We start from the raw sequence: 25681 nt of genomic DNA, 5'->3' as shown, positions 1-25681 counted from the left end.
GGCGCCGCCCGGCTGTGGGAGGGGCTTCAGCCGCGACAAGCCTTCGCAGCGTGCTGTTTTCGGTGAGCGCTGCGGTGGCCTGTCGCGCGGCAAATCACCACAGCGCTCGTCATGCCTTTAGCGGCTAGTCTTTTAGTGCGCATTGATCCAGATCAATGCGCCATTTTCGCGCTTTGTCTGGCAGCCACTCGGCTGCAGTTCACTTCAATAAGAACAATTTCAGCTCGTTTGACTCCAAGACCTGGAGTCTATGGATCGGCTTTGCGTGCTGGGGCCGAAATAACCCTGAATGAGGATGTGTCATGTTCGGTCTAGAGGCGCTTGATCTCGCCCGAGTCCAGTTTGCCTTCACCATTTCCTTCCACATCGTCTTCCCGGCCATCACCATTGGTTTGGCCAGCTACCTGGCGGTGCTCGAAGGCCTGTGGCTGAAGACCAGCAATACGCTGTACCGCGATCTCTACCACTTCTGGGCGAAGATCTTTGCCGTCAACTTCGGCATGGGGGTGGTTTCCGGCCTAGTCATGGCCTATCAGTTCGGCACCAACTGGAGTGCCTTCTCCGATTTCGCCGGGGCGGTCACCGGGCCGCTCCTGACCTACGAGGTGCTCACTGCGTTCTTCCTCGAAGCGGGCTTTCTCGGCGTCATGCTGTTCGGCTGGAACCGTGTCGGGCCGGGGCTGCACTTCTTCTCCACGGTGATGGTGGCCGTCGGTACGCTGATCTCCACCTTCTGGATTCTCGCCTCCAACAGCTGGATGCACACCCCGCAGGGCTTCGAGATCGTCGACGGGCGGGTGATCCCGGTGGACTGGTTCGCCGTGGTGTTCAACCCCTCGTTCCCCTATCGCCTGGCGCACATGGCCACCGCGGCTTTCCTCGCCACCGCCTTCTTCGTCGGCGCCTCGGCGGCCTGGCACCTGCTGCGCGGCCGCGACAACCCGGCGATCCGCAAGATGCTGTCGATGGCGCTGTGGATGGCCTTGCTGGTGGCGCCGGTGCAGGCCGTGATCGGCGACCTGCACGGCCTCAATACCCTCAAGTACCAGCCGGCGAAGATCGCCGCCATCGAAGGGCACTGGGAGAACGTCGGTGACGAGCCGACCCCGCTGATCCTGTTCGGCTGGCCGGACATGGAGCGTGAGGAAACCCGCTTCAAGGTGGAGATTCCTGCGCTCGGCAGCCTGATCCTGACCCACAGCCTGGACAAGCAGGTGCCGGCGCTGAAGGACTTCCCGCCCGAGGACCGGGCCAATTCCACCATCGTCTTCTGGACCTTCCGGGTGATGGTCGCCATGGGCCTGATGATGATCATCACCGGCCTGTGGGGCACCTGGCTGCGCCGCGGTGATCGGCTGTACACCTACCGTCCATTCCTGCGCCTGGCGGTATGGATGGGGCCGAGCGGCGTGATTGCCATTCTCGCCGGCTGGTACACCACCGAGATCGGCCGTCAGCCATGGGTCGTGTATGGCCTGATGCGTACCGCCGACGCCTCCTCCGGTCATAGTGCGACCCAGCTGGGCTTCACCCTCGCACTGTTCGTGGTGGTCTATTTCGCCCTGTTCGGGGCCGGCATCAGCTACGTGATGCGCCTGGTGCGCAAGGGCCCGCAGCTGCAAGAAGGCGACGAGATGTCCCAGGGCGGCCCGGGCACCTCGCGCACCCCGGCGCGGCCGCTGTCGGCGGCGGACGAGGGCATGGAAGATGGCGAAACCGACACACTGCCGGGGAGGAACTGAACATGGGTATCGATCTGTCGTTGATCTGGGCAGTGATCATCGCCTTCGGCGTGATGATGTACGTGGTGATGGACGGTTTCGACCTGGGCATCGGCATCCTCTTTCCCTTCGTCAAGAGCGAGGGCGAGCGTGATGTGATGATGAACACCGTCGCGCCGGTGTGGGACGGCAACGAAACCTGGCTGGTGCTCGGCGGCGCCGGGCTGTTCGGTGCCTTCCCGCTGGCCTATTCGGTGGTGCTCAGCGCTCTCTACCTGCCGCTGATCCTGATGCTGCTGGGGCTGATCTTCCGCGGCGTGGCCTTCGAGTTCCGCTTCAAGGCCAAGGCCGACAGGCGTCACCTGTGGGACAAGGCCTTCATTGGCGGCTCGCTCACCGCCACCTTCTTCCAGGGCGTGGCGCTGGGCGCCTACATCAATGGCTTCGAGGTTGTTGACCGCACCTTTGCCGGTGGCGCCTTCGACTGGCTGACGCCGTTCTCGGTGTTTTGCGGTCTGGCGCTGATCGCTGCCTATGCGCTGCTCGGCTGCACCTGGCTGATCATGAAGACCGAGGGCCGCCTGCAGCAGCAGATGCACGACATGGCGCGGCCGCTGGTGTTCGTGGTGCTGGCGGTGACCGGCATCGTCAGCCTGTGGACGCCGCTGGAGCACCCGGACATTGCCGAGCGCTGGTTCAGCCTGCCCAATCTGTTCTGGTTCATGCCGGTGCCGGTGCTGGTGCTGCTGTGCACATGGAGACTGCTCAAGGCGGTGGCCGACAACGCCAACTATTCGCCCTTCCTGCTGACCCTGGTGCTGATCTTCCTCGGCTACAGCGGCCTGGGCATCAGCCTGTGGCCGAATGTGATCCCGCCGTCGATCAGCATCTGGGAAGCTGCCGCGCCGCCGCAGAGCCAGGGCTTCATGCTGGTGGGCGCACTGCTGATCATCCCCTTCATCCTGATGTACACCGCCTGGAGCTACTACGTGTTCCGCGGCAAGGTTACGCAGGACGATGGCTACCATTGAGGTGCGAGTCATGACCAAGGTCGAGCAAGAGAAAAAGCCGCTATGGCAGCGCCTGGGCTGGCTGGTACTGATCTGGACGGCCAGCGTGCTGACCCTCGGCGCGGTGGCCTGGCTGTTGCGCCAGTTCATGAGCGCGGCGGGGCTGGGCACGCCGGGCTGAGCCCGGCGGTTGCCGCCGACGCGCGATTGTTTCCATACTGGCTTCCTTTGCCGCATGCCGAGGAGGCTCGATGTTCGCCCTTAGCGAGACCCTGCAACACCGTTTCGCCGCGCTCAGGAGCCGGGCCGATTTCTGGTCGCTGCGCCACGTGCAGGAGAGCCGGGAGTCCTACTGGGTGCGCCGGCGGGTCGCGCAGGCGCCGTCCTTCGTTGTCGATGCCGGCGCCATGCTCAGCGTGCGCATCGCTGGCGTCGAGGCCTACGCGGCCACCAGCGATCTCAGTGAGGCCGGTCTGCAGGCAGCGCTGCAGCGGGCCGAGCAGATGGCGCGGGCGCTGGCCGGGCACAACCTGCTGGATCTCGGCGACCTGCCGTATCCAACCGAGCTGGTCGATGATGTGATGCCGGGCTACGAGCAGCCGCAAGCCAGCGCTGCGCAGTGGTTCGAGCTGTTGATGGCCGAGTCGGCGCTGATTCCCCAGGATGCGCGGCTGGTGGACAGCCATGTCGGGCTGACCTTCGCCGCTCACGAGCAGATCTACCTCAACAGCGCCGGTGCCTGCCTTCGCCGTGCCCAGCGCTACGTCTTCCCCCAGGTTGGCGTGACTGCCAGCGACGGGCACGACAGTCAGAGCCGCAGCTTCGGCGGCACTCATCTGGCGCGCCAGGGCGGTACCGAGGTGCTCGATCAGCTGGGCGTGATCGGCAGCGCCAGCCGTATCGCCGACGAGGCGCTGCAATTGCTGCTGGCGCCCAATACCCCGAGTGGCCCGCGTGATCTGCTGCTGATGCCCGATCAGATGATCCTGCAGATTCACGAGTCCATCGGCCATCCGCTGGAGCTGGACCGCATCCTCGGTGACGAGCGCAATTTCGCCGGCACCAGCTTCATCCGCCAGGAAGATTTCGGTCATTACCCATACGGCTCGCCAATGCTCAACGTGATCTTCGACCCGACACTGCCGGGCGAGCTGGCCAGCTACAGCCATGACGATGACGGCAGCCCGGCGCAGCGCGAGTACCTGATCCGTGATGGCATTCTCCAGCGCCCGCTCGGCGGCGCGCTGTCGCAATGGCGCAGTGGCCTGCCCGGTGTGGCCAACAGCCGCGCCTGCAGCTGGAACCGGCCGCCCATCGACCGCATGGCTAACCTCAACCTGGAGCCGGGCGACAAGAGCCTGGCCGAGCTGATCGGCGGCATCGAGCGCGGCATCCTGATGAGCAACAACCGCTCCTGGTCGATCGACGACGCGCGCAACAAATTCCAGTTCGGCTGCGAGTGGGGCCAACTGATCGAGAACGGCGAACTGAAGGGCGTGGTGAAGAACCCCAACTACCGCGGCATCAGCGCGCAGTTCTGGCGGGGCCTCAAGGCGGTGGGCGATGCCAGCACCTTCGAGATACTGGGCACGCCCTACTGCGGCAAGGGCGAGCCGAATCAGGTGATCCGCGTCGGGCATGCCTCGCCAGCCTGCGTATTCGCCGCTGTCGATGTGTTCGGAGGGGCGGCCTGATGGACGCACGTCAGCATTTCTGCGAGTTGCTGGCTCATCTGCAGGCGCAGATCCAGGGTGAGGAGGGCTTCACCCTGGCCTACAGCGCCGAGCAGTCCGGCTTCGTCCGCTTCAACCACGGGCGGGTGCGCCAGGCCGGGCAGGTGCAGCAGTCGTATGTAACCCTGGCGTTGTACCAGGCCCAGCGCCACGCCGAGAGCCGGCTGGCGCTCGGCGGCACGCTCGAGGAGGACCTGCCGCGCCTGCAGCAGGCCCTGCAACAGCTGCGCGCCGTGCTGCCGACGTTGAGCGACGACCCCTATCTGCGCCTGAACCGCGAAGCCTGGCGCAGCGAGCTGGCGGTCGAGGCCACGCTGCCCGACAGCGCGGTTATGGCGCAGCAGATCGTCAGCGCCGCCAGCGGTCTGGATCTGGTCGGCTTTCTTGCCGTCGGGCCGCAGTACCAGGGCTTTGCCAGTTCCTGGGGCGCATTCGGCTGGTACGCCGCGAGCAGTTTCAATCTCGAATTCAGCCTGTTCCATGACAACGGCCAGGCGGTGAAAAGCGCCTATGCCGGCGAGCAGTGGGACGTCCAGGCGTTCGCCCGCAGGCTCGAGGACGCGCGGCAGCAGCTGGCCTATCTCGGCCGCCCGGCCAAGGCCTTGCAGCCCGGGGCTTATCGGGCCTACCTGGCGCCGGCTGCGCTGGAGGAGCTGATCAGCCTGTGTTGCTGGGGTTTCGGCGCGCAGGCGCTGGCCTCGGGTGGCAGCCCCCTGCAGCGTCTGTTCAGCGGAAAGGCCGAGCTCAGCTCACAGGTGATCATTGAAGAGCGTATCGAAGGCGGCCTGGCGCCGGCGTTTACTGCCGAGGGGCCGCGCCAGGCGCTGCGCCTGGTCAGCCAGGGCCGGCCCGGCGAGCGCCTGGTCAGTTCGCGCAGCGCCGCCGAATACGGCCTGATCGCCAATGGCGCCTGCAGCGGCGAGTATCCGCTGTCCCTGCGCATGCACGGTGGCGAGCTGGACGAGCAGGACGTTCTGCAGCGGCTGGGCAGCGGTCTGTATATCGGCAACCTGTGGTACGGCAACTTCTCCGATCTGCCGGCCGCCCGCCTGACCGGCATGACCCGCTTCGCCACCTTCTGGGTCGAGGATGGGCAGATCCAGGCGCCGGTCAACACCATGCGCTTCGACGACTCGCTGTTCGATGTGCTCGGCGCGCAGCTCGAAGCCCTGACCCGCGAGCCCGAACTGCTGCTGCCCGGTGGCACCTACGGCGCCCGGCAGACCGGCTCGATGGCGCTGCCGGGGGCATTGCTGTCGCGCTTTACCCTGACCTTGTAGGCGGCCTACTTGCTCGCCTTGAGCACCACGAACTTGGGATTGGCCGCCACCTGCTCGACACCGCGGAACAGGCGCGCCAGCTTGGCGTGATAGCCCAGGTGGCGGTTGCCGACTATCCACAGTTCGCCGCCGGTCACCAGCGCCGCGCGGGCCTGCTGGAACATGCGCCAGGCGAGAAAATCACCGACCACCTGCTGCTGGTGAAACGGCGGATTGCACAGCACCAGGTCCAGCGAGCCGGCCGGCTGCTCGGCCAGACCGTCGCCGGCACGGATGGTCGCCGGTCGTTCGCCCAAGGCGGCCTGCCAGTTTTCGGCGGCAGACTGCACGGCCATATATGACTCGTCCACCAGGGTCAGTTGCGCCTGCGGACTGCCCAGGGCATAGGCGATGCCGAGCACGCCGTTGCCGCACCCCAGGTCGGCGACGCGGCGCGCGTCGAGGTGCCGCGGCAGGTGTGGCAGGAAGGCGCGGGTGCCGATGTCCAGACCGTCGCGGCAGAACACGTTGGCGTGGTTGATCAGCTCCAGCGCCGGCTTGTCCAGCCGGTAGCGCGTGGGGTAGGGCGAGTGCGGCGCGGCTTTCGCCTCCGGCGTGGCCAGCAGCAGCCGGGCCTTCTTCACCGCCAGCGAGGCCTGCACCGGGCCGATGTATTTTTCCAGCAGGTCACCGGCGGCGCGCGGCAGGTGCTTGACCATGGCGGCCGCCACCACCCGCGCTCCCGGCGCCAACTGGCCGTGCAGACGGATCAGCTGCTCTTCCAGCAGGGCCAGGGTCTTCGGCACGCGGATCAGCACCCAGTCGAACGGTCCCTGCGGCGTCTCGCTACTCGGCAGGAAGCGCACCGCGTCGCGATCCAGGCCATTGCCGGCGAGGTTGCTCTCCAGGGCGATGAAGCCCAGGTGCGAATCGCTGCTGCTGGTCACCCGGCAGCGCCCGGCCAGCGAACAGGCGAGGGCGCCGAAGCTGTCGTTGAGCAGCAGCAGCGAATCCTCCGCGCGCAGACCCTGTGCGTGCAAATGATTGAGCAGGTATTCGTCCGCGGCGTCGAAGGCCTGTAGGGGCTCGTTCGGCTGGTGCGGCTGGCGCAGCAGCTCGAGGCTGGCAAAGGGGGTGGTGAAAATAGGCATGGAAACCATCGGTGTTTGCCGGTCGCGCAATGCGCGACACTGACAGCGGATTCGGACAAGGGGACGATTATGACTGCCAGCGAGGACAAGTTCACCCGTCAGACGCTGACCGCTATCCAGGTCTGGTCGCCCAGTCTGTTCAGCCTGCGCTGTACGCGCGATCCCGGCTTTCGCTTTCGCGCCGGCCAGTTCGCCCGACTCGGCGTGCGCAAGGCGGACGGCTCGGTGGTCTGGCGCGCCTATTCGATGGTCTCGGCGCCGCACGACGAGTTTCTCGAGTTCTTCTCCATCGTGGTGCCGGGCGGTGAGTTCACCAGCGAGCTGAGCCGTTTGCAGGTGGGCGACGAACTGCTGGTGGACAAGACCGCGCTGGGCTATCTGACCCTTGATCGTTTCATCGATGGCCGCGACCTGTGGCTGCTGGGCAGTGGCACCGGCATCGCGCCGTTTTTGTCGATCCTGCAGGATTTCGAGGTGTGGCAGCGCTTCGAGCGCATCAATCTGGTCTACAGCGCGCGCAGCCGCGCCGAGCTGGCCTACCAGGCGATGATCGAGGGCTTGAGCGAGATGGAGCACCTGGCCGAGTTCGTTCACAAACTCACCTACCTGCCGGTGGTGACCCGCGAGCAGGTGCCGGGCTGCCTGGGCACACGCATCACCGAACTGCTCGACAGCGGCGAGCTGGAGCGCGCTGCCGGCCTCGAGCTGACGCCCGAGCACTCGCGGGTGATGATCTGCGGCAACCCGCAGATGATCGACGACCTGCGCCAGCGCCTGAAGGCACGCGGCCTGAATCTGAGCCTGAGCAGGCGACCAGGGCAGGTGGCGGTGGAGAACTACTGGTGATCAGTCTTCGCGGATGGCCTTGATCCGATGCTCCCAGCGGCGCTTGGCGAAGCGGCGCATGTTGGGGATATCGTCGGTCTCGTCGAGGATCGGCTTGCCGATGATGGTTTCCATGATGTCTTCCAGCGTCACCAGGCCGCGCCAACTGCCGAACTCGTCGTATACCAGACACATGTGCTGACGCTCCTGCATCAGCAGGGTCATCAGGTTTTCCACGTTCATGCTTTCCGGCACGACCTTGAGCGGCTTCATGATCCGGGTGATCGGTTCGCCATCGTTCTCGGCCGCCAGCGCGTCGTAGCGAAACACCACGCCGAGCGGCGATTCGTCTTCACCGATCACCGGATAGCGGGAGAACTGGCTTTCCCGGGCACGGGCCTTGAACGCGGCAATGGATTCATCCGGTGCGGCCGATTCGCAGACGATGCGCGGCGTCATGATGTCGCGCAGACGGATCTCGTGCAGGTCGAGGATATTGCTGATCACCCGATGCTCGTCTTCGTCGAGCTTGCCTACCTCGCGGCCGAGCAGGGTCAGCGCCTTGATTTCCTGGCGAATGTCGTGCTCCGGCTCCTTGCCGCCGAACAGGCGCATGATCATGTCCGAGAGTACGATGAACGGCTTGAGCAGCAGGATCATCGCCCGCAGCAAGCTCGGCAGGAAGGGCGCCAGGGCACGCCAGTAACGGGCACCGATGGTCTTTGGCAGGATCTCCGACAGCACCAGGATCAGCAGGGTCATGACCGCCGAGGCAACGCCCAGATAACCGTCGCCGAAGACGATCGTCACCTGCGCACCGACACCGGTGGCACCCACGGTATGGGCCACGGTGTTGAGGGTCAGGATGGCCGCCAGCGGCTGGTCGATCTTGTCTTTGAGCTCTTTCAGCCTTTCGTACAGCTGAGGCTTTTCGACCTTCTGCTGAGCGATGTAACTGGGCGTGAGGGAGAGCAGGGCGGCTTCGAGGATGGAGCAGAGGAACGAAACCAGGATGGAGAGGACAGCGAACGCTATCAGGAGTGTCATGTAGGGGTATAGGTGACCAAGGGCCGACTAATCTAGCGGAAAGGGCGCAATGGGCGTGTTTCAAGCTGCAACAATTCGTGTCCATGCGCCCCGTTCACGCTCAGTAGGCCAGGCGCAGGCGTTCCAGCTCGGCCTTGGTGATCCCGGCTTGGTCTTTCTTGTCCTGCCAGTGCTTGCCGTTCCAGGCCTCTTCGCCGACCCAGGCGCGAAAGATGGCCAGGTTGGCCTGGCGCTCGGCTTCGCTGGCGCCGAGGTGCTGGTACATGCCACCGGGTTTGCCCTTGCCATTGCGTGTGCCGTCGTCCAGCTGACGCATCAGCGCGCCGGTCTGCGGCCAGCCGACGAAGTGCAGCAGTTCGGCATAGCTGTCCATGCGCGGGCCAATCTGGCGCTTCTTGTGGCTGTCCTTGTCCTTTTGCCATTCGCCCCAGTAAGGCGAGGCGGCGCCGTGGCAGGTGCTGCAGCGCTGCTGCCAGAGTGGGCGGATATCCTCGCTGTAGGTGACTTCGGCGTGGCCAGGCAGGGCCAGCAGGGCGAGGCTGGCGAGCAGCAATGGGCGCATGGGGCTTCCTTGTGATGGGTAAAAACTGGCGGTGTTTTACGGTAGCCGGCGCCGCTCGACCAATGGCTTGTGTCTATGATCGCTGCGGCACTTTTCAATCGAGGCTCAATCGACGGGCGCCAGCTGCACGGCCGCGCGCGGGATGCAGCAGCAGGCCAGGATCTGGCCGGCGGGCAGCACGCCGGCGGGAGGCTGGCGCCACTCCACCTCGCCGCTGCAGCGGACGCGGCAACTGCCGCAATGGCCACCCCAGCAGTCGGCCGGCAACTCGACGCCCTGCTCGTGGAGGGCATGCAGTAGGCTGGGCTGGCCGGTGTACTGCAGGGCTTCGTCCTGCCAGTGGAGGGCGAAGGTGCCGCTGCCGGCGCCGAGCGCCTGGGCGCCGAAGGCCTCCCAGTGCAGGCGCGACTCGGCCACCCCGGCGTCGCGCAGCAGGGCCAGGCTGTGCTCCAGCAGCGCCTGGCCGGCGCACAGGAAGACGTCGCAGTCGCCTGTCAGCACGGCGGCCAGACGCGCGGCATCCAGGCGCCCCTGCCAGTCCGGCGGCGCATGCGGGTCGCGGCTCAGGGCCGGGCAGTAGCGAAAGTCCGCACGCTGCGCGGCCAGCTCGACGAACTCCTGGTGATAGGCCAGGGCGGCGCGGTCGCGGCCGGCGTAGATCAGCGTCACGTGCCGGCCCAGCGGGCGCTCGGCCCAGGCCTGGAGCATGGCGCGCATGGGCGTGATGCCGACGCCGCCGGCGATCAGCAGCAACTCGGGGCCATGGCCGTCTTGCAGGTGGAAGTGACCGGCCGGCGCCAGCACCTGCAGACGCAGGCCTGGGCGCACCTGCTCGGCTAGCCAGTTGCTCATGCGCCCGTCCGGCTCGCGCTTGATGCACAGCTGGTAATGCCAGGGCCGCGCCTGCCAGGCCGCCAGCGAGTAGCAGCGGCGCAGCGGCCGCTCGCCCTCGGGTTGGGCCAGCAGGGTGAGGAACTGGCCAGCGGCGAAGCGCGGCAACGGCAGGCGCCAGGGGCTGGCCAGTTCCAGGTGCAGCAGGTCGTCGCTCAGCCACTGGCAGGCGCGCACGCGCAAGGCGAAGCCCTGGCGGCGACGCTTGCCCTGCCAGGCCAGCCAGACGCCGTGCAGGCTGAAGCCCAGCAGCAGGATCGCCCCGAGCAGGCTCAGGGCGATCAGCGTGGCGGCGATGAGGAGCATTTCAGAGCGCAGCGCGGCGCCGCGATTGCCACCAGATCCAGACGCCGGTCAGGCCCAGCAGGGCCAGGGTGATGCCCAGCACGTCGATCCAGATCCATTCGCCGGACTTGCCGAAGAAGGCCTTGCCGGTGTGCAGGTCCATCACCAGCTTACCGAACGTGTAGGGCTTGGGCGAGGCGCTCTGCACACTGGCCAGTGCGGCGTTGAGCGGCGACGGTTGCCAGTCGAGGCCATCGCGGCTGAGCAGGGCGCCCTCGTCCTTGACGCTGGCCAGCAACTGGCCGTCCTGCAGGCGGGTGATGCCGTGCACTTCGGCGTCCAGGCGCTTTTCCATGCGCTCGCCGTCGATCAGGTACAGGCCTTCCTTGCTCGCCACCCACAGCTGCTCTTGCTCGCCGAGCAACTGGCGTACCTCGACCTCGCTGCGCTGTTGCAGCTGGCCGTCGGCACCCTGCCGGAACACCCCGTACTTGCTGCCGAACCACAGCTGGCCGTCGCCGGTCTGGGCGGCGCTGCGCAGTTCGTTCTCCTTCTCGTAGCTCATCGGCAGCCAGCTCAGCGGCAGGTCCTTGAGGCCCAGAGACTTGTCGTGGGCGATGAACACCGCGGTGATGCCGACGATGAACATGGGGATGGCCAGGATGACCCCGGACCACAGGTGGATGCGGCGACTCGACATGTTGTGCTCCTTCAGGCTGCGCGTTGCGCTTGTTGTTACCAGCGGAATTCCACGCTCATGCTATACAGCGGTTCGGAATATTCGCGGGTGTCTTCACGGTTTTTCAGGGTGCCGTTGGCGTTGTAGGACAGTTTCTGCTGGTCCTTCTGCGCGCGACCGATGTTCTCTGCTGCCAGGCGCAGGGTGGTCGAATCGCTCAGCTCGGCATTGACGAACAGGTCGATGTACTCGATGGCGTCCATTGCGGTGCTGTCGTTGCTGCCACCGAGCTCGTCCTCGTAGGCGCCGGACTTGTTCCAGCTGCCGCCGACGGTCAGCGGCGTGCCGGGCAACAGGTATTCCAGGCCGACGTTGGCCAGGTAGCCGGGCTGCTGCTTGAAACGGCGCTTCTTGCCGGTGCTGGTGTCCTTGACCTCCGAGTCCAGCCAGCTGTAGCCGGCGTTCAGGCGCAGGCCGTGCAGGCCCAGCCAGCCCAGTTCGCTGTTGAACTCCAGCTCTGCGCCCCACAGCTTACCGTCGCCGGTGTTCTGCGTCTGGCTGTAGTACTGGCCGTCGCTGGCGTCCTCGAAGATCACGCTCTCCATCAGGTTCTTGATGTCGCGGCGGAACAGGTTGAGCCCGACCAGGCCGCGCTGTTCGGCGAAGTAATGCTCCAGGCCGAAGTCGTAGCCGAGCGATTCTTCCGGCTCCAGATCCGGGTTGCCGATCTGGTTGGGGTCGGAAAGGGTGCCGCTCTTGCTCTGCGTGCTGGGGATGATGTCGTCGAACTTGGGCCGGCGCACGGTACGCGCCACGCTGCTGCGCAGCGCCCAGTCGCTGGCGAGGTCCCAGCGGTAGTGCAGCGACGGGGCGAAATGGGCCTCGCGGCTGTCGGCGTCGCTGCCGGGAATCTCGCTATCGAGCTCGGCCGCTTCCCAGCGCAGGCCCGGCTTGAGGCGGTGGTTCTCGGCCAGTTTCCAGGTGTCCACCAGATACAGGTCGACGCGCTTCTCTTCCAGCTGGTAGCGGTCCTTGGCCTCGCTGCTGGAGACGCCATTGCTCAGCTTGCTCTTGCTCTTCTCGCGTTTCTTCAGGCCCAGGTCGTAGCCGCCGAGCAGTTCATGCTCCTCGCCCAGCCAGTGGCTGACGCTCTGGCCTAGCTGCCATTCGCGGTCGGTCTTCTGCTCGTCCTCGGTTTCCAGCTTGTCGAAGGCGCCGTTGGCCTTGTAGCTCAGCTTGCTCTTGCGCTTGTGGTCGTCCAGGTCGCGCACGCTGAAATGACTGTCGAGCTGAGTGCGTTCGCCCAGCGGATGTTCCCAGGCCAGCGCCAGACCGAGGTTGCGGCTGTCCATCTTCTCCTTCTCGAACTCGCTGCCGTTGGCGACGCCGGGGGCCTTGAACTTGTACTTGTCCTTGTCCTTGTGCATCTCGCTGTCGAGCAGCAGCAGGTCCAGGCTGAGGTGGTCGCCGTTCTCACCCTGCCAGCCCCAGTGCGGAGTCAGGTAGTTCTCGAAGAAGCGCTTGGTCTCGTGCTCCTGCTCGCCGGCGGTCTGCACCCCGGCGGGGTTGCTGGTGATCTTGTCCTTGCCCTTGACGATGGTGCGCGACTGGCGTCCGCCGCCGATCAGCCATTGCTGCTGCAGGTCGGCCTGGCCCCAGATGAACTGGGCGCTGCCGTCCATGGGACGCTGGTCGCCGCTGGCCGCGCCGAGGATCAGCTGGCGGGTATCGGCACTGCGCTTCTTGAGCACGATGTTGAGCGTGCCGGCGATGCCCTGGGCATCCATCTCGGCCGAAGGCGAGCGGATCAGCTCGACGCGGTCGACCATGGCCATGGGGATCTGGTCCAGCTGCAGCTCGCGCTTCTCACCGCTGTCGGGCAGGCGGCGACCGTCGACCAGCACCTGCGAGTACTCCTTGTCCAATCCGCGCAGGCGCAGATCCTTGTTTTCCCCGGGCGGGCCGCCGAAGTGCATGCCAGGCATGCGTCGCAGGGCGTCACCGAGGCTGCCGTTGCCGTAGCGGCGCAGTTCTTTGCCATCGATCACCTGCTTCGGGTTGATCGATTCGCGACGCTCCCTGAGAGCCAGCAAACTGGCGTCCACCTCGGTATGGGGCAGGACCGCCACCGTCTCGGTAGCGTGGCTTGGCAGGCTAGCCAGGAGCAGGCTGGCAGTGAGCAGGGACAGAGGCAGCGGGTACGGACGCGAAACGGACACGGGGCACCACTTGGGTTGGTTCGGATGGTGGCGAATTGTATTTGATAATGTTTTTTATTTGTATATGTGTTCTTTATTAAGGTGCCAATTGATTCGGCTCGGCTTCGTGGCAACGCTGCCGCTGCGGCCATGCATGTTTCGGCTCGTTGGCTGGGGGCGACGGCCCGCACGAGCTGCCCAGCTTCAACTAGGCTAACTAGGGCCAACTTCTGGGAGGGTTCTCCATGCCGCTCGAACATCACCCGCTCAACCGCGAGTTTCCTCAACAGCACGACGCCTTGCGCAAACTGATGCAGAGCGATGCGCGCTTCGCCCGCCTGGCGGAGGAATACGAAGCGCTGGACAAGCGCATCTACGAGATCGAGGACGGCCGCTCAGCCACGGATGACCTGACCCTTCAGGGGCTCAAGCTGCAGCGTGTGGGGTTGAAGGACGAGATCGCCGGGCTGCTGCAGGGCGCGACCTGAGCCGGGCTTGATCGGGGTCAAGGGCGTGGGGTCGAAGGCGGGCTAGCCTGCGAGCCACACCTTTGACCAGGAGCATGCACCATGCACGTCGATCATCACCCGCTTGTCCATGATTTCCCCGAACACCGCGCCGAGCTGCAACGCCTGCGTCAGGACGATGCGCAATTCGCCCGCCAGGCCGAGGAGTACGAGGCGCTGGACAAGCGCATCTGCCGCATCGAGGACGGCATCGAGCTACTCGACGATGTCTCGCTGCAGGCGCTCAAGCTCAGCCGCGTCACCCTCAAGGATCAACTGGCGCGGCAGCTCAAGCGCGCCGGTGGTCAGTGCTGCGGTTGCGGCAACGGTTGCCGAGGCTGAAGCCTTGCGTAGGAGCCGCTTCAGCCGCGGATCTCGCTGCACAGCTGTTCGTGGCTGAAGCCACTGCTACGCCATTGCGGGGCGACCCGCTTCAATGCACCGGCGGGTTGAGCAGGTAGGTGAGCAATCCGTCGGCCTCTTCTTCCGTCCATACCGCTCGCGCCGGCCTGGGCCACTCGCGCAGAAGCTGCTGGCAGAAGGCGCAGGCCAGCAGGTCCTGACGGTAGAAGCGCAGCAGCCACGGGCTGCCATCGCCCATGACCTGCTGCACCAGCGCCCGGCCGATGCCCTGGCGGCGATATTTCTTGAGGATGAACAGATCGGCGAACTCCGGTGCGTCGATACCCGCCAGTTCGCTGCGCTCGATCAGCAGAAACCCGGCGATGAAGCCGTCGGCGAGAATCAGCTGTGCGCTCCAGCCCGGCTCCTGCCAGTAGCGCTGCAGGTGTGGCTGGTGAATGTAGAAACGGCCGTCCGTCTCCACGTCTTCCTGCTCCCAGTCCGAGCTTTCGTAGGCGTAGAACTGGTAGAGGTTGGCGATCAGTGGCAACTGGTCGGCGCGGGTTGGCAGCAGCTGGATCTGCATGGAAGCGTTCCGGGCGGTGGCTTGGTCTGTAAATTTATCCAGTTGTTCGGTATCGTTCCAGCCTTCGTTCAGCGGCAGGATCGATCGCAATGGCCAAGGCAAAACGCATGTACGGCTGCACCGAGTGCGGCGCCACCTTTCCCAAATGGGCGGGGCAGTGTGGTGAGTGCGGCGCCTGGAACACCCTGGTCGAAACCGTGGTCGAGGGCGCCACGCCCAGCGGGCGCACCGGTTGGGCCGGCGACAAGGCCAATATCAAGACCCTGGCCGAGGTCAGCGTCGAGGAGATTCCGCGCTTTTCAACCGCCTCCGGCGAGCTGGACCGCGTGCTCGGTGGCGGTCTGGTCGATGGCTCGGTGGTGCTGATCGGCGGTGACCCCGGCATCGGCAAGTCGACCATCCTGCTGCAGACCCTTTGCAACATCGCCCAGCGCTTTCCGGCGTTGTACGTCACCGGCGAGGAGTCGCAGCAGCAGGTGGCGATGCGTGCGCGGCGCCTGGACCTGCCGCAGGACAAGCTCAAGGTGATGACCGAAACCTGCATCGAGTCGATCATCGCCACCGCACGCCAGGAAAAGCCCAAGGTCATGGTCATCGACTCGATCCAGACGATCTTCACCGAACAGTTGCAGTCAGCCCCTGGCGGTGTCGCCCAGGTGCGCGAGAGTGCAGCGCTGCTGGTGCGCTTCGCCAAGCAGAGCGGCACGGCGATCTTCCTCGTCGGCCATGTCACCAAGGAAGGCGCGCTGGCCGGCCCGCGCGTGCTGGAGCACATGGTCGATACCGTGCTGTATTTCGAGGGCGAGTCCGACGGCCGCCTGCGCCTCCTGCGCGCGGTGAAGAACCGCTTCGGCGCGGTCAACGAACTGGGCGTGTTCGGCATGACCGACAAGGGCCTCAAGGAAGTCTCCAACCCCTCGGCGATCTTTCTTACCCGGGCCCAGGAGGCGGTGCCCGGCAGCGTGGTGATGGCCACCTGGGAAGGCTCGCGGCCGATGCTGGTGGAGGTGCAGGCGCTGGTCGACACCAGTCACCTGGCCAACCCGCGGCGCGTTACGCTGGGGCTCGATCAGAACCGCCTGGCCATGTTGCTGGCGGTGCTGCACCGTCATGGCGGCATCCCCACCTACGATCAGGACGTGTTTCTCAACGTGGTCGGTGGGGTCAAGGTGCTGGAAACCGCCTCCGACCTGGCGCTGATGGCGGCGGTGATTTCCAGCCTGCGCAATCGGCCGCTGCAGCATGACCTGCTGGTGTTCGGCGAGATCGGGCTGTCCGGCGAGATCCGCCCGGTGCCGAGTGGCCAGGAGCGGCTCAAGGAGGCAGCCAAGCACGGCTTCAAACGCGCCATCGTGCCCAAGGGCAATGCGCCCAAGGAGGCGCCGGCGGGGCTTCAGGTCATCGCCGTCACCCGCCTGGAGCAGGCGCTGGATGCGCTGTTCGAGTAACCAGAGTCGCGGCTAAAGCCCCTCCCACAGAGTAATGCTGTTCACTTAAGAAACGGTCAAGCACGATCAGTGCCCTCGCCCCTTTGGGGAGAGGGTTAGGGCGGGCTGCGTTCGGAGAGGGCAAACAGACGGTTTCGCGGTGTTTTCGGCCCTCTCCCCCAGCCCCTCTCCCATGAATGGGAGAGGGGAGCAAAGCGTGTGCAACCTTAAGTGAACAGCATTACCTCCCACAGAGCGGAATGCTGGCACCTGTGGGAGGGGCTTTAGCCGCGATTCCGGACTGCGGCGTTCTGTCGCCTACGGGGCCTGGCGAAAACTGACGCAGATCAATAGGTAGCTGGCTATCGGCGAGCAGCATGACGGCGTATCCATTGCAGGGAGACACCATCATGTTCCTGTTCTTCGATTACTTTTCCCGTGCCTTCAACTTCGATGCCAAGGCGGCGCAGTCGCGCGAGGCGCATGGTGAGGTGCTGCGTATGCAGGCGCTTCGCCAACAACGCCAGCAGCGCCAGGACGAAGCGGCGCGCAAGCGCCATTGAAGCCGCTCAGTCGTCGTCGCCCAGCGCCGCCAGCTCGCGCTCCAGCAGTTGCTCATCGCCAAGGTTGAGTTCGACCAGGCGGCGCAGATGGCTGATCGACTCCAGGTCGATATGACGGCAGACGAAACCCAGAGACTGCGGCTGGGTGCGGGTCAGCACCACTTCCATCTTCACCCTGGCCTCGCCACCCAGCTCGATCAAGGCCTCGAAGGGTTGATTCGGGTCCCCGTTCCAGTCGCGCGGCGTCTTGATCAGCAAGCCCTTGAGCGAGATGTCGTGCAGCGTCGCCTGCCATTGCCGCTCGCCCTGCGCGATCACGGTGGGGGCGTCGAAGGCGATGCGCTGGAAGCGCCGACGCTCGTTGGCTGATTCACTCATGCCCATGCTCCTGAAGGATTTACATCACTATAGCCAAGGCTGCCGGCCACGTACTGGAGTCCCTGTGTCGTGGCGCACAAACGCTGCACGGCAGTTTGACAGTTAGCCAAGTGTCACCAAAGCTCCTTATGCGGTTTTTATTACTCGATATTGCGGAGCGATAGATATGAGCAAGCGACTGCTAGGCAAAGGGTTGGTCTTCGGCCTTATGAGCATGGCCAGTGTCGGCGCGTTCGCCGATGCGGCAGGTGGTAATGGCTGCGGCTGGGGCAACATGTTGTTCGAAGGCCAGCGTGGCATGGCCCCGCACTTCCTGGCCACCACCACCAACGGCACTTCAGGTAACGCTACCTTCGGCATGACCTCCGGTACCAACGGCTGCGACACCAGTGGGGCGCTGGGCTATAACGGTCGCTCCATGCTGGCGATGAACGGCATGCTCGACTCCATCGCCGAAGACATGGCCGTGGGCCAGGGCGAAGCGCTGGACGCCTACGCCACCCTGCTGGGTGTCGAAGCCAAGGATCGCGCGCATTTCGCCAAGGTCACTCACGAAAACTTCGGCGCCATCTTCAGTCAGGCCGATGCCACCAGCGAGCAGGTACTGGCTGCCACCCTCGACGTGATGAGCCGCGACACGCAGCTGGCGCGCTACGTGAAGCAGCCGGCGTAACGCCCGCTCCATTGTCGTTCGGTAGGGCGCGCCGTGCGCACCGCGTCATCCGTGCGACAAGGCAAGCGGAAGGCAAAAAGAAGCCCGCCAATCGGCGGGCTTCTTCAGTTCAGGCTTAGCCTTAGTTGGCGTACACCGGGAACTTGGCGCACAGCGCCTTGACCTGCTCGCGCACGCGGCCTTCGACTTCCTCGTTGCCGATATTGGCCAGCACTTCGCAGATCCAGCCCGCCAGCTGACGGCACTCGTCTTCCTTGAAGCCGCGCGTGGTGACGGCCGGGGTGCCGATGCGCAGGCCGGAGGTGACGAACGGCGAACGCGGGTCGTTCGGTACGCTGTTCTTGTTCACGGTGATGAAGGCACGACCCAGGGCCGCATCCGCATCCTTACCGGTGATGTCCTGCTTGATCAGCGAGAGCAGGAACAAGTGGTTCTGGGTGCCGCCGGAAACCACGTCGTAGCCGTTGTCGATGAACACCTGGGCCATGGTCTGGGCGTTCTTGATCACCTGGGCCTGGTAGGCCTTGAACTCGGGCTGCAGCGCTTCCTTGAAGCACACCGCCTTGGCGGCGATGACGTGCTCCAGCGGGCCGCCCTGGCCGCCCGGGAAGACCGCGGAGTTGAACTTCTTCTCCAGCTCTTCGTTCCTGCGCGCCAGGATCAGGCCGCCGCGCGGGCCGCGCAGGGTCTTGTGGGTGGTGGTGGTGACCACGTCGGCGAAGGGTACCGGGTTCGGGTACAGGCCGGCGGCGACCAGGCCTGCCACGTGCGCCATGTCGACGAACAGGTAGGCACCGACCTTGTCGGCGATGGCGCGGAAGCGCGGGAAGTCCAGCACCTGCGAGTAGGCGCTGAAGCCGGCGATGATCATCTTCGGCTTGTGCTCCACGGCCAGGCGCTCGACTTCGTCGTAGTCGATCAGGCCGGCGTCGGTGATGCCGTACTGCACGGCGTTGTAGATCTTGCCGGAGAAGCTGACGCTGGCGCCGTGGGTCAGGTGGCCGCCGTGGGCCAGGCTCATGCCCAGCACGGTGTCGCCGGCGTTGAGCAGGGCCATGTACACGGCGCTGTTGGCCTGGCTGCCGGAGTGCGGCTGGACGTTGGCGTAGTCGGCGCCGAACAGCTCCTTGGCGCGGTCGATGGCCAGCTGCTCGACCACGTCGACGTACTCGCAACCGCCGTAGTAGCGCTTGCCCGGATAGCCTTCGGCGTACTTGTTGGTCAGCACGCTGCCCTGGGCTTCCATCACCGCCGGGCTGGTGTAGTTTTCCGAGGCGATCAGCTCGATGTGCTCTTCCTGGCGCTGGGCTTCCTGCTCCATCGCGGCAAAGAGTTCGGCGTCAAAACGAGCGAGGGTCAAATCACGGCTGAACATGGCGGTCCCCTGAAATCAGCTGGGCGGTAGAAAGAGGGGGCGGATTCTACCGCAAAGGTCGCATTCAGGCATATGAAGGTCGGTCATGAGCCTGACAAAAGGCCTTCAAGAGCAGCCACCCTGATCAGCCTGCAGGCTGCAGCTCAGCTAAGCATGAACAGCGCGGCGCCGCCGAACTGGGCGCTGAACTGGCGCGCAGGCATCGGCCTGCCGAGCAGATAGCCCTGCACTTCATCGCAACCGTGCTCACGCAGGAACTCCAGCTGCGCATGGCTTTCCACGCCTTCGGCGATCACCATCATGTTCAGGCTGTGCGCCATGGCGATGATGGCGCGGGCGATCTGCGCGTCCTGTTCGCCATCGGGCAGGCCATCGACGAAACTGCGGTCGATCTTCAACACGTCGATGGGGAACTGCTTGAGGTAGTTCAGCGACGAGTAACCGGTGCCGAAGTCGTCCACCGCGATGCACAGGCCGAGGCGCTTGAGTTCGTTGAGGGTCTGCATGGCGCTGGAAACGTCGCGCATCAGGATGCTCTCGGTCAGCTCCACTTCCAGGCACGCCGGTGCCACGCCGGTTCTGCTCAGAATGGCGGCGATGCGCGAGGTGAGATCGCCCTCGGCGAACTGACGGGCCGACAGGTTGACCGAGATCTTGGGGATGCGGATCTTGTCCTCGTGCCAGGCCCTGAGCTGCCGGCACGCTTCCTCGAGCACCCATTCGCCGACCTGCACCACCAGGCCGAGCTCTTCCAGCACCGGGATGAATTCATCCGGCGGCACCAGACCGCGGCCCGGGTGATTCCAGCGCAGCAGCGCCTCGACGCCGGTCAGGCGGCGGCCGTCGCCGGAGAACTGTGGCTGGTAGTGCAGCACGAACTGGCCCTGTTCCTGGGCATGGCGCAGGTCGCTCTCCAGCTCCAGGCGTTCCAGGGCGCTGGCGTTCATGTCGGCCTGGTAGAACTGGAAGTTGTTCTTGCCGCGTTCCTTGGCGTGGTACATGGCGGTGTCGGCGTTCTTCATCAGCTGGCTCAGCTCGTTGCCGTCCTGCGGGGCGAGGGCGATGCCGATACTGGCGGTGACGAAGAACTCGCGACCTTCGAGGACGAAGGGGCGAGCCAGGCTGTCGAGAATCTGCTCGGCGACGTGAATGGCGCGATTCAGCGCGCCCTCGCGAGTGGGGCGCGGTTGCAGCAGCAGGGTGAACTCGTCACCGCCCATGCGCGCCACGGTATCGTCGCCGTCGACGCAGGCCGACAGGCGCACTGCCACGTCCTTGAGCATGCGGTCGCCAGCGGCGTGGCCGAGCGAGTCGTTGATCGGCTTGAAGCGGTCGAGGTCGAGGAACATCAGCACCACCCACTCGTTGTGCCGCTCGGCGTGCTGCAGGGCGCTGTGCAGACGATCCTGGAACAGGGTGCGGTTGGGCAGGTGGGTCAGGGCATCGTAGTAGGCCAGGCGATGGATGCGCTGCTCGCTGGCCTTGCGCTCGCTGATGTCGCTGAAGAAGCACACGTAGCTGACCAGGTCGCCTTCCTCGTCATGCACCGCGGTGATGCCGACCCAGGCCGGGAAGTTCTCGCCACCCTTGCGCTTGAGCCATACCTCGCCCTCCCAGCTGCCACGCTGGTTGAGCTGGCCGAGGATGTACTGCAGGTGAGTGGCCTGCTGACGGTCTGCGGTGAGCATGCCGGGCAACTGGTCGAGCACCTGGCCGGCCGAATAGCCGCTGACGCGGCTGAAGGCCTTGTTGACCTGCACGATGTAGCCGGCCGGGTCGGTGACCAGAATCGCGGCGGTGGAGTGTTCGAAGACCGTCGCGGCCATGCGCAGGTCCTTTTCCGCTCGGCGTTGCTGGCTGATGTCGCGGCCAACGCCGAGGATGCCTTCGAAGCGCCCGTTCTCGTCCCACATCAGCACCAGGCGCAGTTCCACCGGAATCTTGTGGCCGTCGGCACGCAGGCAGTCGAAGACGAACAACTGGTCCGGCAGTTCGTCGCGCAGGCGGTTGAGGCGGTCGCGCTCGCCGAGGGCATCGCGGATGCGTTCGAGCAGCAGGTTGATACCGTCCAGTTGCTGCGGGTTGGCCGCCAGGCTGTAGAAACTGTTGGCCATCACCCAGTTGACGGAGTAGCCCAGCACCGGCTCCACCGAGGGGCTGACGTAGTTGAGGTTGAGCGCGCTGTCGGTGGAGAAGATCACATCGCTGATGCTCTCGGCCAGCAGGCGATAGCGTTGCTCGCTGTCGCGCAGCGACTGGTTGCGCTCGATCTGCTCGGTGATGTCCTTGGCCACGCCGATCAGGCGGCTGACGCGGCCGCGATCGTCGCGCGCCAGGGCCTGCTCGCGAATGCTGAACCAGTGCCACTGGCCATTGCGATGACGCCAGCGCAGCACCGACTCGAGCAGCAGACCATCGCCAACCACCTTCTGCAGGTTGCGGATGCGCCAGTAGTACTCGGCATCGTCCGGGTGCAGCACCTGCTCCCAGAAGTCCTCGCGCATGGCGCGCAGCTCGGCCTTGCTGTAACCCAGCTGCAGGCCCAGGCTGTGGTTGCTGAACAGCACCTGGCGGTTCTGCATGTCATGCACGTAGAGCAGGTCGGGCACCGAGCGCACCACCTCCGACCAGAAGCGCTCGCGCTCGATCAGCGACAGTTCGATGCGCTTGCGGCTGGTGATATCGCTGATGCTCAGGGTGACTGCCTGATAGTCCTGGATCATTTCCGGCAGGCGCAGCACCAGCCAGACGTGACGCTGCAACCCCTGTGCGGTCACCAGCTGGGTTTCCAGCTCCACCAGGTTGGGGCCTTCGAGTACGGCCACGGCCAGGCGATAGCGCAGATCGTCCGGCTGCACCGGGCCATGGTCGATCAGCTGCTGCCAGGCCTGTTCGGTGCTTTTGACCCCGAGCAGGTTGAGCGCCACCTGGTTGGCCTCGGTTATGCGCAACTGCTCGACCAGCAACTCATGGTGTTCGGCATCGGCCCGCAGCCAGCGCTGCAGGCCAGCTGCATCGCGCAGCTTGTGCTGCAGCAGCAGGCTGCGCACGCCGGAAAGATCGAGCACGCACAGGGCCACGCCGGTGCCTTCGAAGATGTCCTGATAACGCCTGCGGGTTTCCTGCAGCACGCGCATGGCCTGCTGCTCGTCGGTCACGTCGCGCAGCACCCAGACGTAGCCGGCCTGGCGACCGAACTCGCTGATGTCGCTGCGGGTCACGGCGAACAGGCGCGCACGCCCCTCGCTCTCCACCCTGACCAGCTCCGGCCCCAGGTCGCTGGCCAACTGCGGGCTGTTGAGCAGCAGCGGGTCGAGGTCGGGCAGCAGGTCCAGCAGGTCCAGGTCCCAGGCCGCTTCGCTGCTGAGGCCGAACAGGGCCTCGGCCTGCGGGTTGAGGTAGCGCAACTTGCCGTCGGCCTGCGTCACCAGAATGCGTTCTTCGACGGCGCCCAGGGCACTGGCGGCCTGGCGCAACGAGCGACGCGATTCGGTGTTCAGGCGTTGCAGGCGACGCTGCTCGCGCTGCAGGCCGTACAGGGCCAGCAGGGTCAGCAGGCTGCACAGCACGAACAGCAGAAACTTGCCGGCCAGGGTCGGCATCAGTTCATTGCCGGCGCGCTCGCTATCGAACAGGGCGCGCAATTGCCAGTCGCTGCCGGGCAGGGCGATCAGCTCCAGGCTCTGCGCCTGCTCCTGCGCGGTGACCGGGGCGATGATGCCGCCAGCCGGTTGCAGGTCGTCGGCTCTGGCGATGACCCGCTGACTCTGCAGGTCCTCGAGCAACCAGTGGTATTCGCTCTGATGCTGTTCGCGCAGCCAGCCGCGCAGCGCGCTGGTGCGCATGCGCAATACCCGCTGGCTGTCGTCGGGCTGGCGCAGCAGCAGATAGAGCGCACCGCCGTCCTGTGCGCTGAAGGCGAAGTGATAGGGCGCCGAGCCGCTGCGTCGTTGCAGGCTGCGGATGAAGCTGAGGTCGCGCGGTTCGCTGGCGCTGTCGGCCAGCAACTGCCCGTTGGCATCGAGCCAGGCCACGCTGCCCAGCGTCGGGAAAATGCCGCGCAGGGTCGTCACCAGTTCGCTGCCGTCGCCGTCGTGCGCCGGGCTCTTCTGCAGCATAGCCTGGCCGGCCTGCGCCTTCAGGCGCATGTTCAGGCTGACATGCCGGGCCAGCTGGCTGGCGTAAGTCCGGCTCAGCTGCTTCTGGGCATCGAGCAGTTGGCGATATTCCTGGGTCAGTTGCCAGGCCAGCAACCCCAGGATCGCCAATACCAGCACCACCAGCGCACGCCTGAGCGCTACGCGGCGCTTCGGTGCGCGCGCCTCGCCCGGGGAGGTTGAAGGCTGGGATGAGGGAGTCGACACGTTCTGTGAACCTGCAGCCAGTGCTGGGCTATCTTGAGCTTCGAGACGCGCGAGCCGGCGTATGCTCGCGAGAGCCGGCTAGCATGCCTGTAAACCTGGCCAAGTGCCAGCTGCGCCGACGAGCGTAGGTTTGCCCTGTCACCTACATTGCGGTAGCTTTGCGCCGCGCGCGTGTCCGCTCCGCGCGGTACTTGGCGTTCGCTCCGGCAGGGGCTAAGGTCTCTGCCAACGCCCCGCTGCAGGTTTGCTGAAAACTGCCTGCAGCCGCTAACACGGCGGCCAGGCCGACAGGCGCCAGAGTTTTGCCGCCTGGTAGACTGCAGACCTTGCCGGTGTCGCCACTCGCAACGTTCGCGCAGTGTAGCCAGGCCCGCCATTTCCAGCCCTCATTCTCAACAGTCAGGTTTTCCATGGCTCAGTACGTCTACAGCATGCATCGGGTCAGCAAGGTCGTCCCGCCGAAGCGTGAAATTCTCAAGGACATTTCCCTGTCGTTCTTCCCTGGCGCCAAGATCGGCGTGCTGGGCCTCAACGGTGCCGGTAAGTCGACCCTGCTGCGCATCATGGCCGGCGTCGATACCGAGATCGACGGCGAAGCTCGGCCGATGCCGGGCATCAAGGTCGGCTACCTGCCGCAGGAGCCGCAGCTCGATCCGAGCAAGACGGTGCGCGACATCGTCGAGGAGGCCGTAGGCGAGATCAAGCAGGCCCAGGCCCGCCTCGATGAAGTGTACGCCGCCTATGCCGAGCCGGATGCCGACTTCGACGCTCTGGCCGCCGAACAGGCAAAGCTGGAAGCCATCCTGCAGGCATCCGACGGCCACAACCTGGAGCGTCAGCTGGAAGTCGCCGCCGATGCCCTGCGCCTGCCGCCATGGGACGCCAGGATCGAACACCTGTCCGGTGGCGAGAAGCGCCGTGTGGCGCTGTGCCGCCTGCTGCTGTCGGCACCCGACATGCTGCTGCTGGACGAGCCGACCAACCACCTGGACGCCGACTCGGTGGCCTGGCTCGAGCGCTTCCTGCATGATTTCCCCGGCACCGTGGTAGCGATTACCCACGACCGTTACTTCCTTGACAACGTCGCCGGCTGGATTCTCGAACTCGACCGCGGCCACGGCATCCCCTACGAGGGCAACTACTCCGGCTGGCTGGAATCGAAGGCCAACCGCCTAGCCCAGGAAGCCAAGGCCGAGGCGTCGCACGCCAAGGCCATGAAGGCCGAGCTGGAGTGGGTACGCCAGGGCGCCAAGGCGCGTCAGGCCAAGTCCAAGGCGCGTCTGCAGCGTTTCGAGGAAATGCAGTCGCAGGAATTCCAGAAGCGCAGCGAGACCAACGAGATCTACATCCCGGCCGGTCCGCGCCTGGGCGACAAGGTCATCGACTTCCACAACGTGTCGAAGTCCTTCGGTGATCGCGTGCTGATCGACGATCTGTCGTTCAGCATCCCCAAGGGCGCCATCGTCGGCGTGATCGGCGGCAACGGCGCGGGCAAGTCGACCCTGCTGCGCATGATCACCGGCAAGGAGCAGCCGGATTCCGGCACCATCGAGATCGGCGAAACCGTGCAGATCGCCAGCGTCGACCAGAGCCGCGACAACCTCGACGGCAACAAGACCGTATGGGAGCAGGTTTCCGATGGCTTCGACATGATCAAGGTCGGCGGTTACGAGGTGCCGTCGCGCGGTTACGTCGGTCGCTTCAACTTCAAGGGCGCCGACCAGCAGAAGTTCGTCAAGGACCTCTCCGGTGGTGAGCGTGGCCGCCTGCACCTGGCCCTGACCCTCAAGCAGGGTGCCAACGTGCTGCTGCTCGACGAACCGTCCAACGACCTCGACGTGGAAACCCTGCGTGCGCTGGAAGAAGCGCTGCTGGACTTCCCCGGCGCCGCCATCGTGATCTCCCACGACCGCTGGTTCCTCGACCGTATCGCCACCCACATCCTCTCCTACGAGGACGACGGCAAGGTCAACTTCTTCGAAGGCAACTACACCGAGTTCGAAGCCGACCGCAAGAAGCGCCTGGGCGATGCCGCCGCGCAGCCGCACCGCGTGCGTTACAAGAAGCTGGCGCAGTAAGCGTTCAGTGGAAGAAAAACGGAGCCTG

At 65.3% G+C, this 25681-nt stretch carries 22 protein-coding genes; 12 read left to right on the top strand and 10 right to left on the bottom strand.

The features are described 5' to 3' along the window. The first annotated feature begins 302 nt into the window (after positions 1-302). From BLS61_RS04000 to BLS61_RS03980, 5 genes are all read left to right on the top strand, one after another. Positions 303-1742 carry a cytochrome ubiquinol oxidase subunit I gene (locus BLS61_RS04000; RefSeq protein ID WP_090427646.1) on the top strand — a complete coding sequence of 480 codons (1440 nt, stop codon included), beginning with the start codon at positions 303-305 and terminating at the stop codon, positions 1740-1742. Positions 1743-1744: 2 nt separating this feature from the next. Then, a complete protein-coding gene (gene cydB, locus BLS61_RS03995) occupies positions 1745-2752 on the top strand; it encodes a cytochrome d ubiquinol oxidase subunit II (RefSeq protein ID WP_090427643.1) in 1008 nt (335 codons plus the stop codon). A 10-nt stretch (positions 2753-2762) separates the two neighbouring features. Further along, the gene (locus BLS61_RS03990) at positions 2763-2912 is read left to right on the top strand and encodes a DUF2474 domain-containing protein (RefSeq protein ID WP_090427639.1); all 150 of its coding nucleotides are present in this window, start codon (positions 2763-2765) and stop codon (positions 2910-2912) included. A gap of 70 nt (positions 2913-2982) precedes the next feature. Continuing rightward, the gene (locus BLS61_RS03985) at positions 2983-4425 is read left to right on the top strand and encodes a TldD/PmbA family protein (RefSeq protein ID WP_090427636.1); all 1443 of its coding nucleotides are present in this window, start codon (positions 2983-2985) and stop codon (positions 4423-4425) included. Beyond that, entirely contained in the window at positions 4425-5744 is a 1320-nt protein-coding gene (locus BLS61_RS03980) for a TldD/PmbA family protein (protein ID WP_090427633.1), read from the top strand. Before BLS61_RS03985 ends, BLS61_RS03980 begins: the two co-directional genes overlap by 1 nt. A gap of 5 nt (positions 5745-5749) precedes the next feature. Here the strand turns inward: BLS61_RS03980 and BLS61_RS03975 are convergent, their stop codons facing one another. Next, a complete protein-coding gene (locus BLS61_RS03975) occupies positions 5750-6874 on the bottom strand; it encodes a methyltransferase (protein WP_090427630.1) in 1125 nt (374 codons plus the stop codon). A 69-nt stretch (positions 6875-6943) separates the two neighbouring features. On the opposite strand from BLS61_RS03975, the gene BLS61_RS03970 reads away from it, so the two are divergent. Further along, a complete protein-coding gene (locus BLS61_RS03970) occupies positions 6944-7720 on the top strand; it encodes a ferredoxin--NADP reductase (protein WP_090427627.1) in 777 nt (258 codons plus the stop codon). On the opposite strand, the gene BLS61_RS03965 is transcribed toward BLS61_RS03970, so the two are convergent. The 5 genes from BLS61_RS03965 to BLS61_RS03945 form a co-directional block, all read right to left on the bottom strand. After that, a complete protein-coding gene (locus tag BLS61_RS03965; RefSeq protein ID WP_090427624.1) occupies positions 7721-8746 on the bottom strand; it encodes a CNNM domain-containing protein in 1026 nt (341 codons plus the stop codon). Positions 8747-8846: 100 nt separating this feature from the next. After that, positions 8847-9308: a cytochrome C gene (locus BLS61_RS03960; protein ID WP_090427621.1), complete on the bottom strand. Its 462-nt coding sequence runs from the start codon at positions 9306-9308 to the stop codon at positions 8847-8849. 105 nt (positions 9309-9413) lie between these two features. Further along, the gene (locus tag BLS61_RS03955; protein ID WP_090427618.1) at positions 9414-10505 is read right to left on the bottom strand and encodes a 2Fe-2S iron-sulfur cluster-binding protein; all 1092 of its coding nucleotides are present in this window, start codon (positions 10503-10505) and stop codon (positions 9414-9416) included. A gap of 1 nt (position 10506) precedes the next feature. Beyond that, positions 10507-11184 carry a PepSY domain-containing protein gene (locus BLS61_RS03950; protein ID WP_090427616.1) on the bottom strand — a complete coding sequence of 226 codons (678 nt, stop codon included), beginning with the start codon at positions 11182-11184 and terminating at the stop codon, positions 10507-10509. Positions 11185-11219: 35 nt separating this feature from the next. Continuing rightward, on the bottom strand, positions 11220-13382 hold the full coding sequence (locus tag BLS61_RS03945; RefSeq protein ID WP_090427613.1) for a TonB-dependent receptor plug domain-containing protein: 2163 nt from the start codon (positions 13380-13382) through the stop codon (positions 11220-11222). Between the two features lie 224 nt (positions 13383-13606). Here BLS61_RS03945 and BLS61_RS03940 point away from each other — a divergent pair, with 224 nt between their 5' ends. Both BLS61_RS03940 and BLS61_RS03935 read left to right on the top strand, forming a co-directional pair. Further along, positions 13607-13849, top strand: coding sequence for an HP1242/YdcH family protein (locus BLS61_RS03940; RefSeq protein WP_090427609.1), 243 nt, complete (start codon positions 13607-13609; stop codon positions 13847-13849). 81 nt (positions 13850-13930) lie between these two features. Next, positions 13931-14209 (top strand): HP1242/YdcH family protein, encoded by a 279-nt coding sequence (locus BLS61_RS03935; protein WP_090427606.1) that lies wholly within the window; start codon positions 13931-13933, stop codon positions 14207-14209. Positions 14210-14300: 91 nt separating this feature from the next. Here the strand turns inward: BLS61_RS03935 and BLS61_RS03930 are convergent, their stop codons facing one another. Next, a complete protein-coding gene (locus tag BLS61_RS03930; RefSeq protein ID WP_090427603.1) occupies positions 14301-14795 on the bottom strand; it encodes a GNAT family N-acetyltransferase in 495 nt (164 codons plus the stop codon). A gap of 89 nt (positions 14796-14884) precedes the next feature. On the opposite strand from BLS61_RS03930, the gene radA reads away from it, so the two are divergent. Both radA and BLS61_RS23620 read left to right on the top strand, forming a co-directional pair. Next, on the top strand, positions 14885-16243 hold the full coding sequence (radA, locus tag BLS61_RS03925; RefSeq protein WP_090427600.1) for a DNA repair protein RadA: 1359 nt from the start codon (positions 14885-14887) through the stop codon (positions 16241-16243). Between the two features lie 389 nt (positions 16244-16632). Further along, positions 16633-16785 carry a hypothetical protein gene (locus BLS61_RS23620; RefSeq protein WP_167358696.1) on the top strand — a complete coding sequence of 51 codons (153 nt, stop codon included), beginning with the start codon at positions 16633-16635 and terminating at the stop codon, positions 16783-16785. Between the two features lie 6 nt (positions 16786-16791). Here the strand turns inward: BLS61_RS23620 and BLS61_RS03920 are convergent, their stop codons facing one another. Then, entirely contained in the window at positions 16792-17163 is a 372-nt protein-coding gene (locus BLS61_RS03920) for a PilZ domain-containing protein (RefSeq protein ID WP_090427596.1), read from the bottom strand. Between the two features lie 166 nt (positions 17164-17329). Here BLS61_RS03920 and BLS61_RS03915 point away from each other — a divergent pair, with 166 nt between their 5' ends. After that, positions 17330-17836 (top strand): DUF3015 domain-containing protein, encoded by a 507-nt coding sequence (locus BLS61_RS03915; protein WP_090427593.1) that lies wholly within the window; start codon positions 17330-17332, stop codon positions 17834-17836. 121 nt (positions 17837-17957) lie between these two features. On the opposite strand, the gene glyA is transcribed toward BLS61_RS03915, so the two are convergent. Continuing rightward, complete coding sequence (glyA, locus tag BLS61_RS03910) at positions 17958-19211, bottom strand: serine hydroxymethyltransferase (protein WP_090427591.1); 1254 nt, start codon at positions 19209-19211, stop codon at positions 17958-17960. A gap of 143 nt (positions 19212-19354) precedes the next feature. After that, a complete protein-coding gene (locus BLS61_RS03905; RefSeq protein WP_208598768.1) occupies positions 19355-23575 on the bottom strand; it encodes an EAL domain-containing protein in 4221 nt (1406 codons plus the stop codon). A gap of 410 nt (positions 23576-23985) precedes the next feature. Between BLS61_RS03905 and ettA the strand changes: the two genes are divergently transcribed. Beyond that, the gene (ettA, locus tag BLS61_RS03900) at positions 23986-25653 is read left to right on the top strand and encodes an energy-dependent translational throttle protein EttA (RefSeq protein WP_090427589.1); all 1668 of its coding nucleotides are present in this window, start codon (positions 23986-23988) and stop codon (positions 25651-25653) included. The last annotated feature ends 28 nt before the right edge of the window (positions 25654-25681 follow it).

It is taken from the genome of Ectopseudomonas guguanensis (assembly GCF_900104265.1).
Lineage (GTDB): Bacteria > Pseudomonadota > Gammaproteobacteria > Pseudomonadales > Pseudomonadaceae > Aquipseudomonas > Aquipseudomonas guguanensis.
Note: the sequence above shows the minus strand (reverse complement) of the source record. Positions and strands in the feature narration are given on the sequence as shown.

What these genes read in the sequence shown, in the direction of transcription:
- BLS61_RS03955 (WP_090427618.1), bottom strand. Translation starts at nt 10,505, where the DNA reads ATGCTCCTCATCGCCGCCACGCTGATCGCCCTGAGCCTGCTCGGGGCG.
- BLS61_RS03980 (WP_090427633.1), top strand. Translation starts at nt 4,425, where the DNA reads ATGGACGCACGTCAGCATTTCTGCGAGTTGCTGGCTCATCTGCAGGCG.
- BLS61_RS03975 (WP_090427630.1), bottom strand. Translation starts at nt 6,874, where the DNA reads ATGCCTATTTTCACCACCCCCTTTGCCAGCCTCGAGCTGCTGCGCCAG.
- cydB (WP_090427643.1), top strand. Translation starts at nt 1,745, where the DNA reads ATGGGTATCGATCTGTCGTTGATCTGGGCAGTGATCATCGCCTTCGGC.
- ettA (WP_090427589.1), top strand. Translation starts at nt 23,986, where the DNA reads ATGGCTCAGTACGTCTACAGCATGCATCGGGTCAGCAAGGTCGTCCCG.
- BLS61_RS23620 (WP_167358696.1), top strand. Translation starts at nt 16,633, where the DNA reads ATGTTCCTGTTCTTCGATTACTTTTCCCGTGCCTTCAACTTCGATGCC.
- BLS61_RS03915 (WP_090427593.1), top strand. Translation starts at nt 17,330, where the DNA reads ATGAGCAAGCGACTGCTAGGCAAAGGGTTGGTCTTCGGCCTTATGAGC.
- BLS61_RS03935 (WP_090427606.1), top strand. Translation starts at nt 13,931, where the DNA reads ATGCACGTCGATCATCACCCGCTTGTCCATGATTTCCCCGAACACCGC.
- BLS61_RS03940 (WP_090427609.1), top strand. Translation starts at nt 13,607, where the DNA reads ATGCCGCTCGAACATCACCCGCTCAACCGCGAGTTTCCTCAACAGCAC.
- BLS61_RS03965 (WP_090427624.1), bottom strand. Translation starts at nt 8,746, where the DNA reads ATGACACTCCTGATAGCGTTCGCTGTCCTCTCCATCCTGGTTTCGTTC.
- glyA (WP_090427591.1), bottom strand. Translation starts at nt 19,211, where the DNA reads ATGTTCAGCCGTGATTTGACCCTCGCTCGTTTTGACGCCGAACTCTTT.
- BLS61_RS03990 (WP_090427639.1), top strand. Translation starts at nt 2,763, where the DNA reads ATGACCAAGGTCGAGCAAGAGAAAAAGCCGCTATGGCAGCGCCTGGGC.
- BLS61_RS03970 (WP_090427627.1), top strand. Translation starts at nt 6,944, where the DNA reads ATGACTGCCAGCGAGGACAAGTTCACCCGTCAGACGCTGACCGCTATC.
- BLS61_RS03960 (WP_090427621.1), bottom strand. Translation starts at nt 9,308, where the DNA reads ATGCGCCCATTGCTGCTCGCCAGCCTCGCCCTGCTGGCCCTGCCTGGC.
- radA (WP_090427600.1), top strand. Translation starts at nt 14,885, where the DNA reads ATGGCCAAGGCAAAACGCATGTACGGCTGCACCGAGTGCGGCGCCACC.
- BLS61_RS03930 (WP_090427603.1), bottom strand. Translation starts at nt 14,795, where the DNA reads ATGCAGATCCAGCTGCTGCCAACCCGCGCCGACCAGTTGCCACTGATC.
- BLS61_RS03950 (WP_090427616.1), bottom strand. Translation starts at nt 11,184, where the DNA reads ATGTCGAGTCGCCGCATCCACCTGTGGTCCGGGGTCATCCTGGCCATC.
- BLS61_RS03920 (WP_090427596.1), bottom strand. Translation starts at nt 17,163, where the DNA reads ATGAGTGAATCAGCCAACGAGCGTCGGCGCTTCCAGCGCATCGCCTTC.
- BLS61_RS03985 (WP_090427636.1), top strand. Translation starts at nt 2,983, where the DNA reads ATGTTCGCCCTTAGCGAGACCCTGCAACACCGTTTCGCCGCGCTCAGG.
- BLS61_RS04000 (WP_090427646.1), top strand. Translation starts at nt 303, where the DNA reads ATGTTCGGTCTAGAGGCGCTTGATCTCGCCCGAGTCCAGTTTGCCTTC.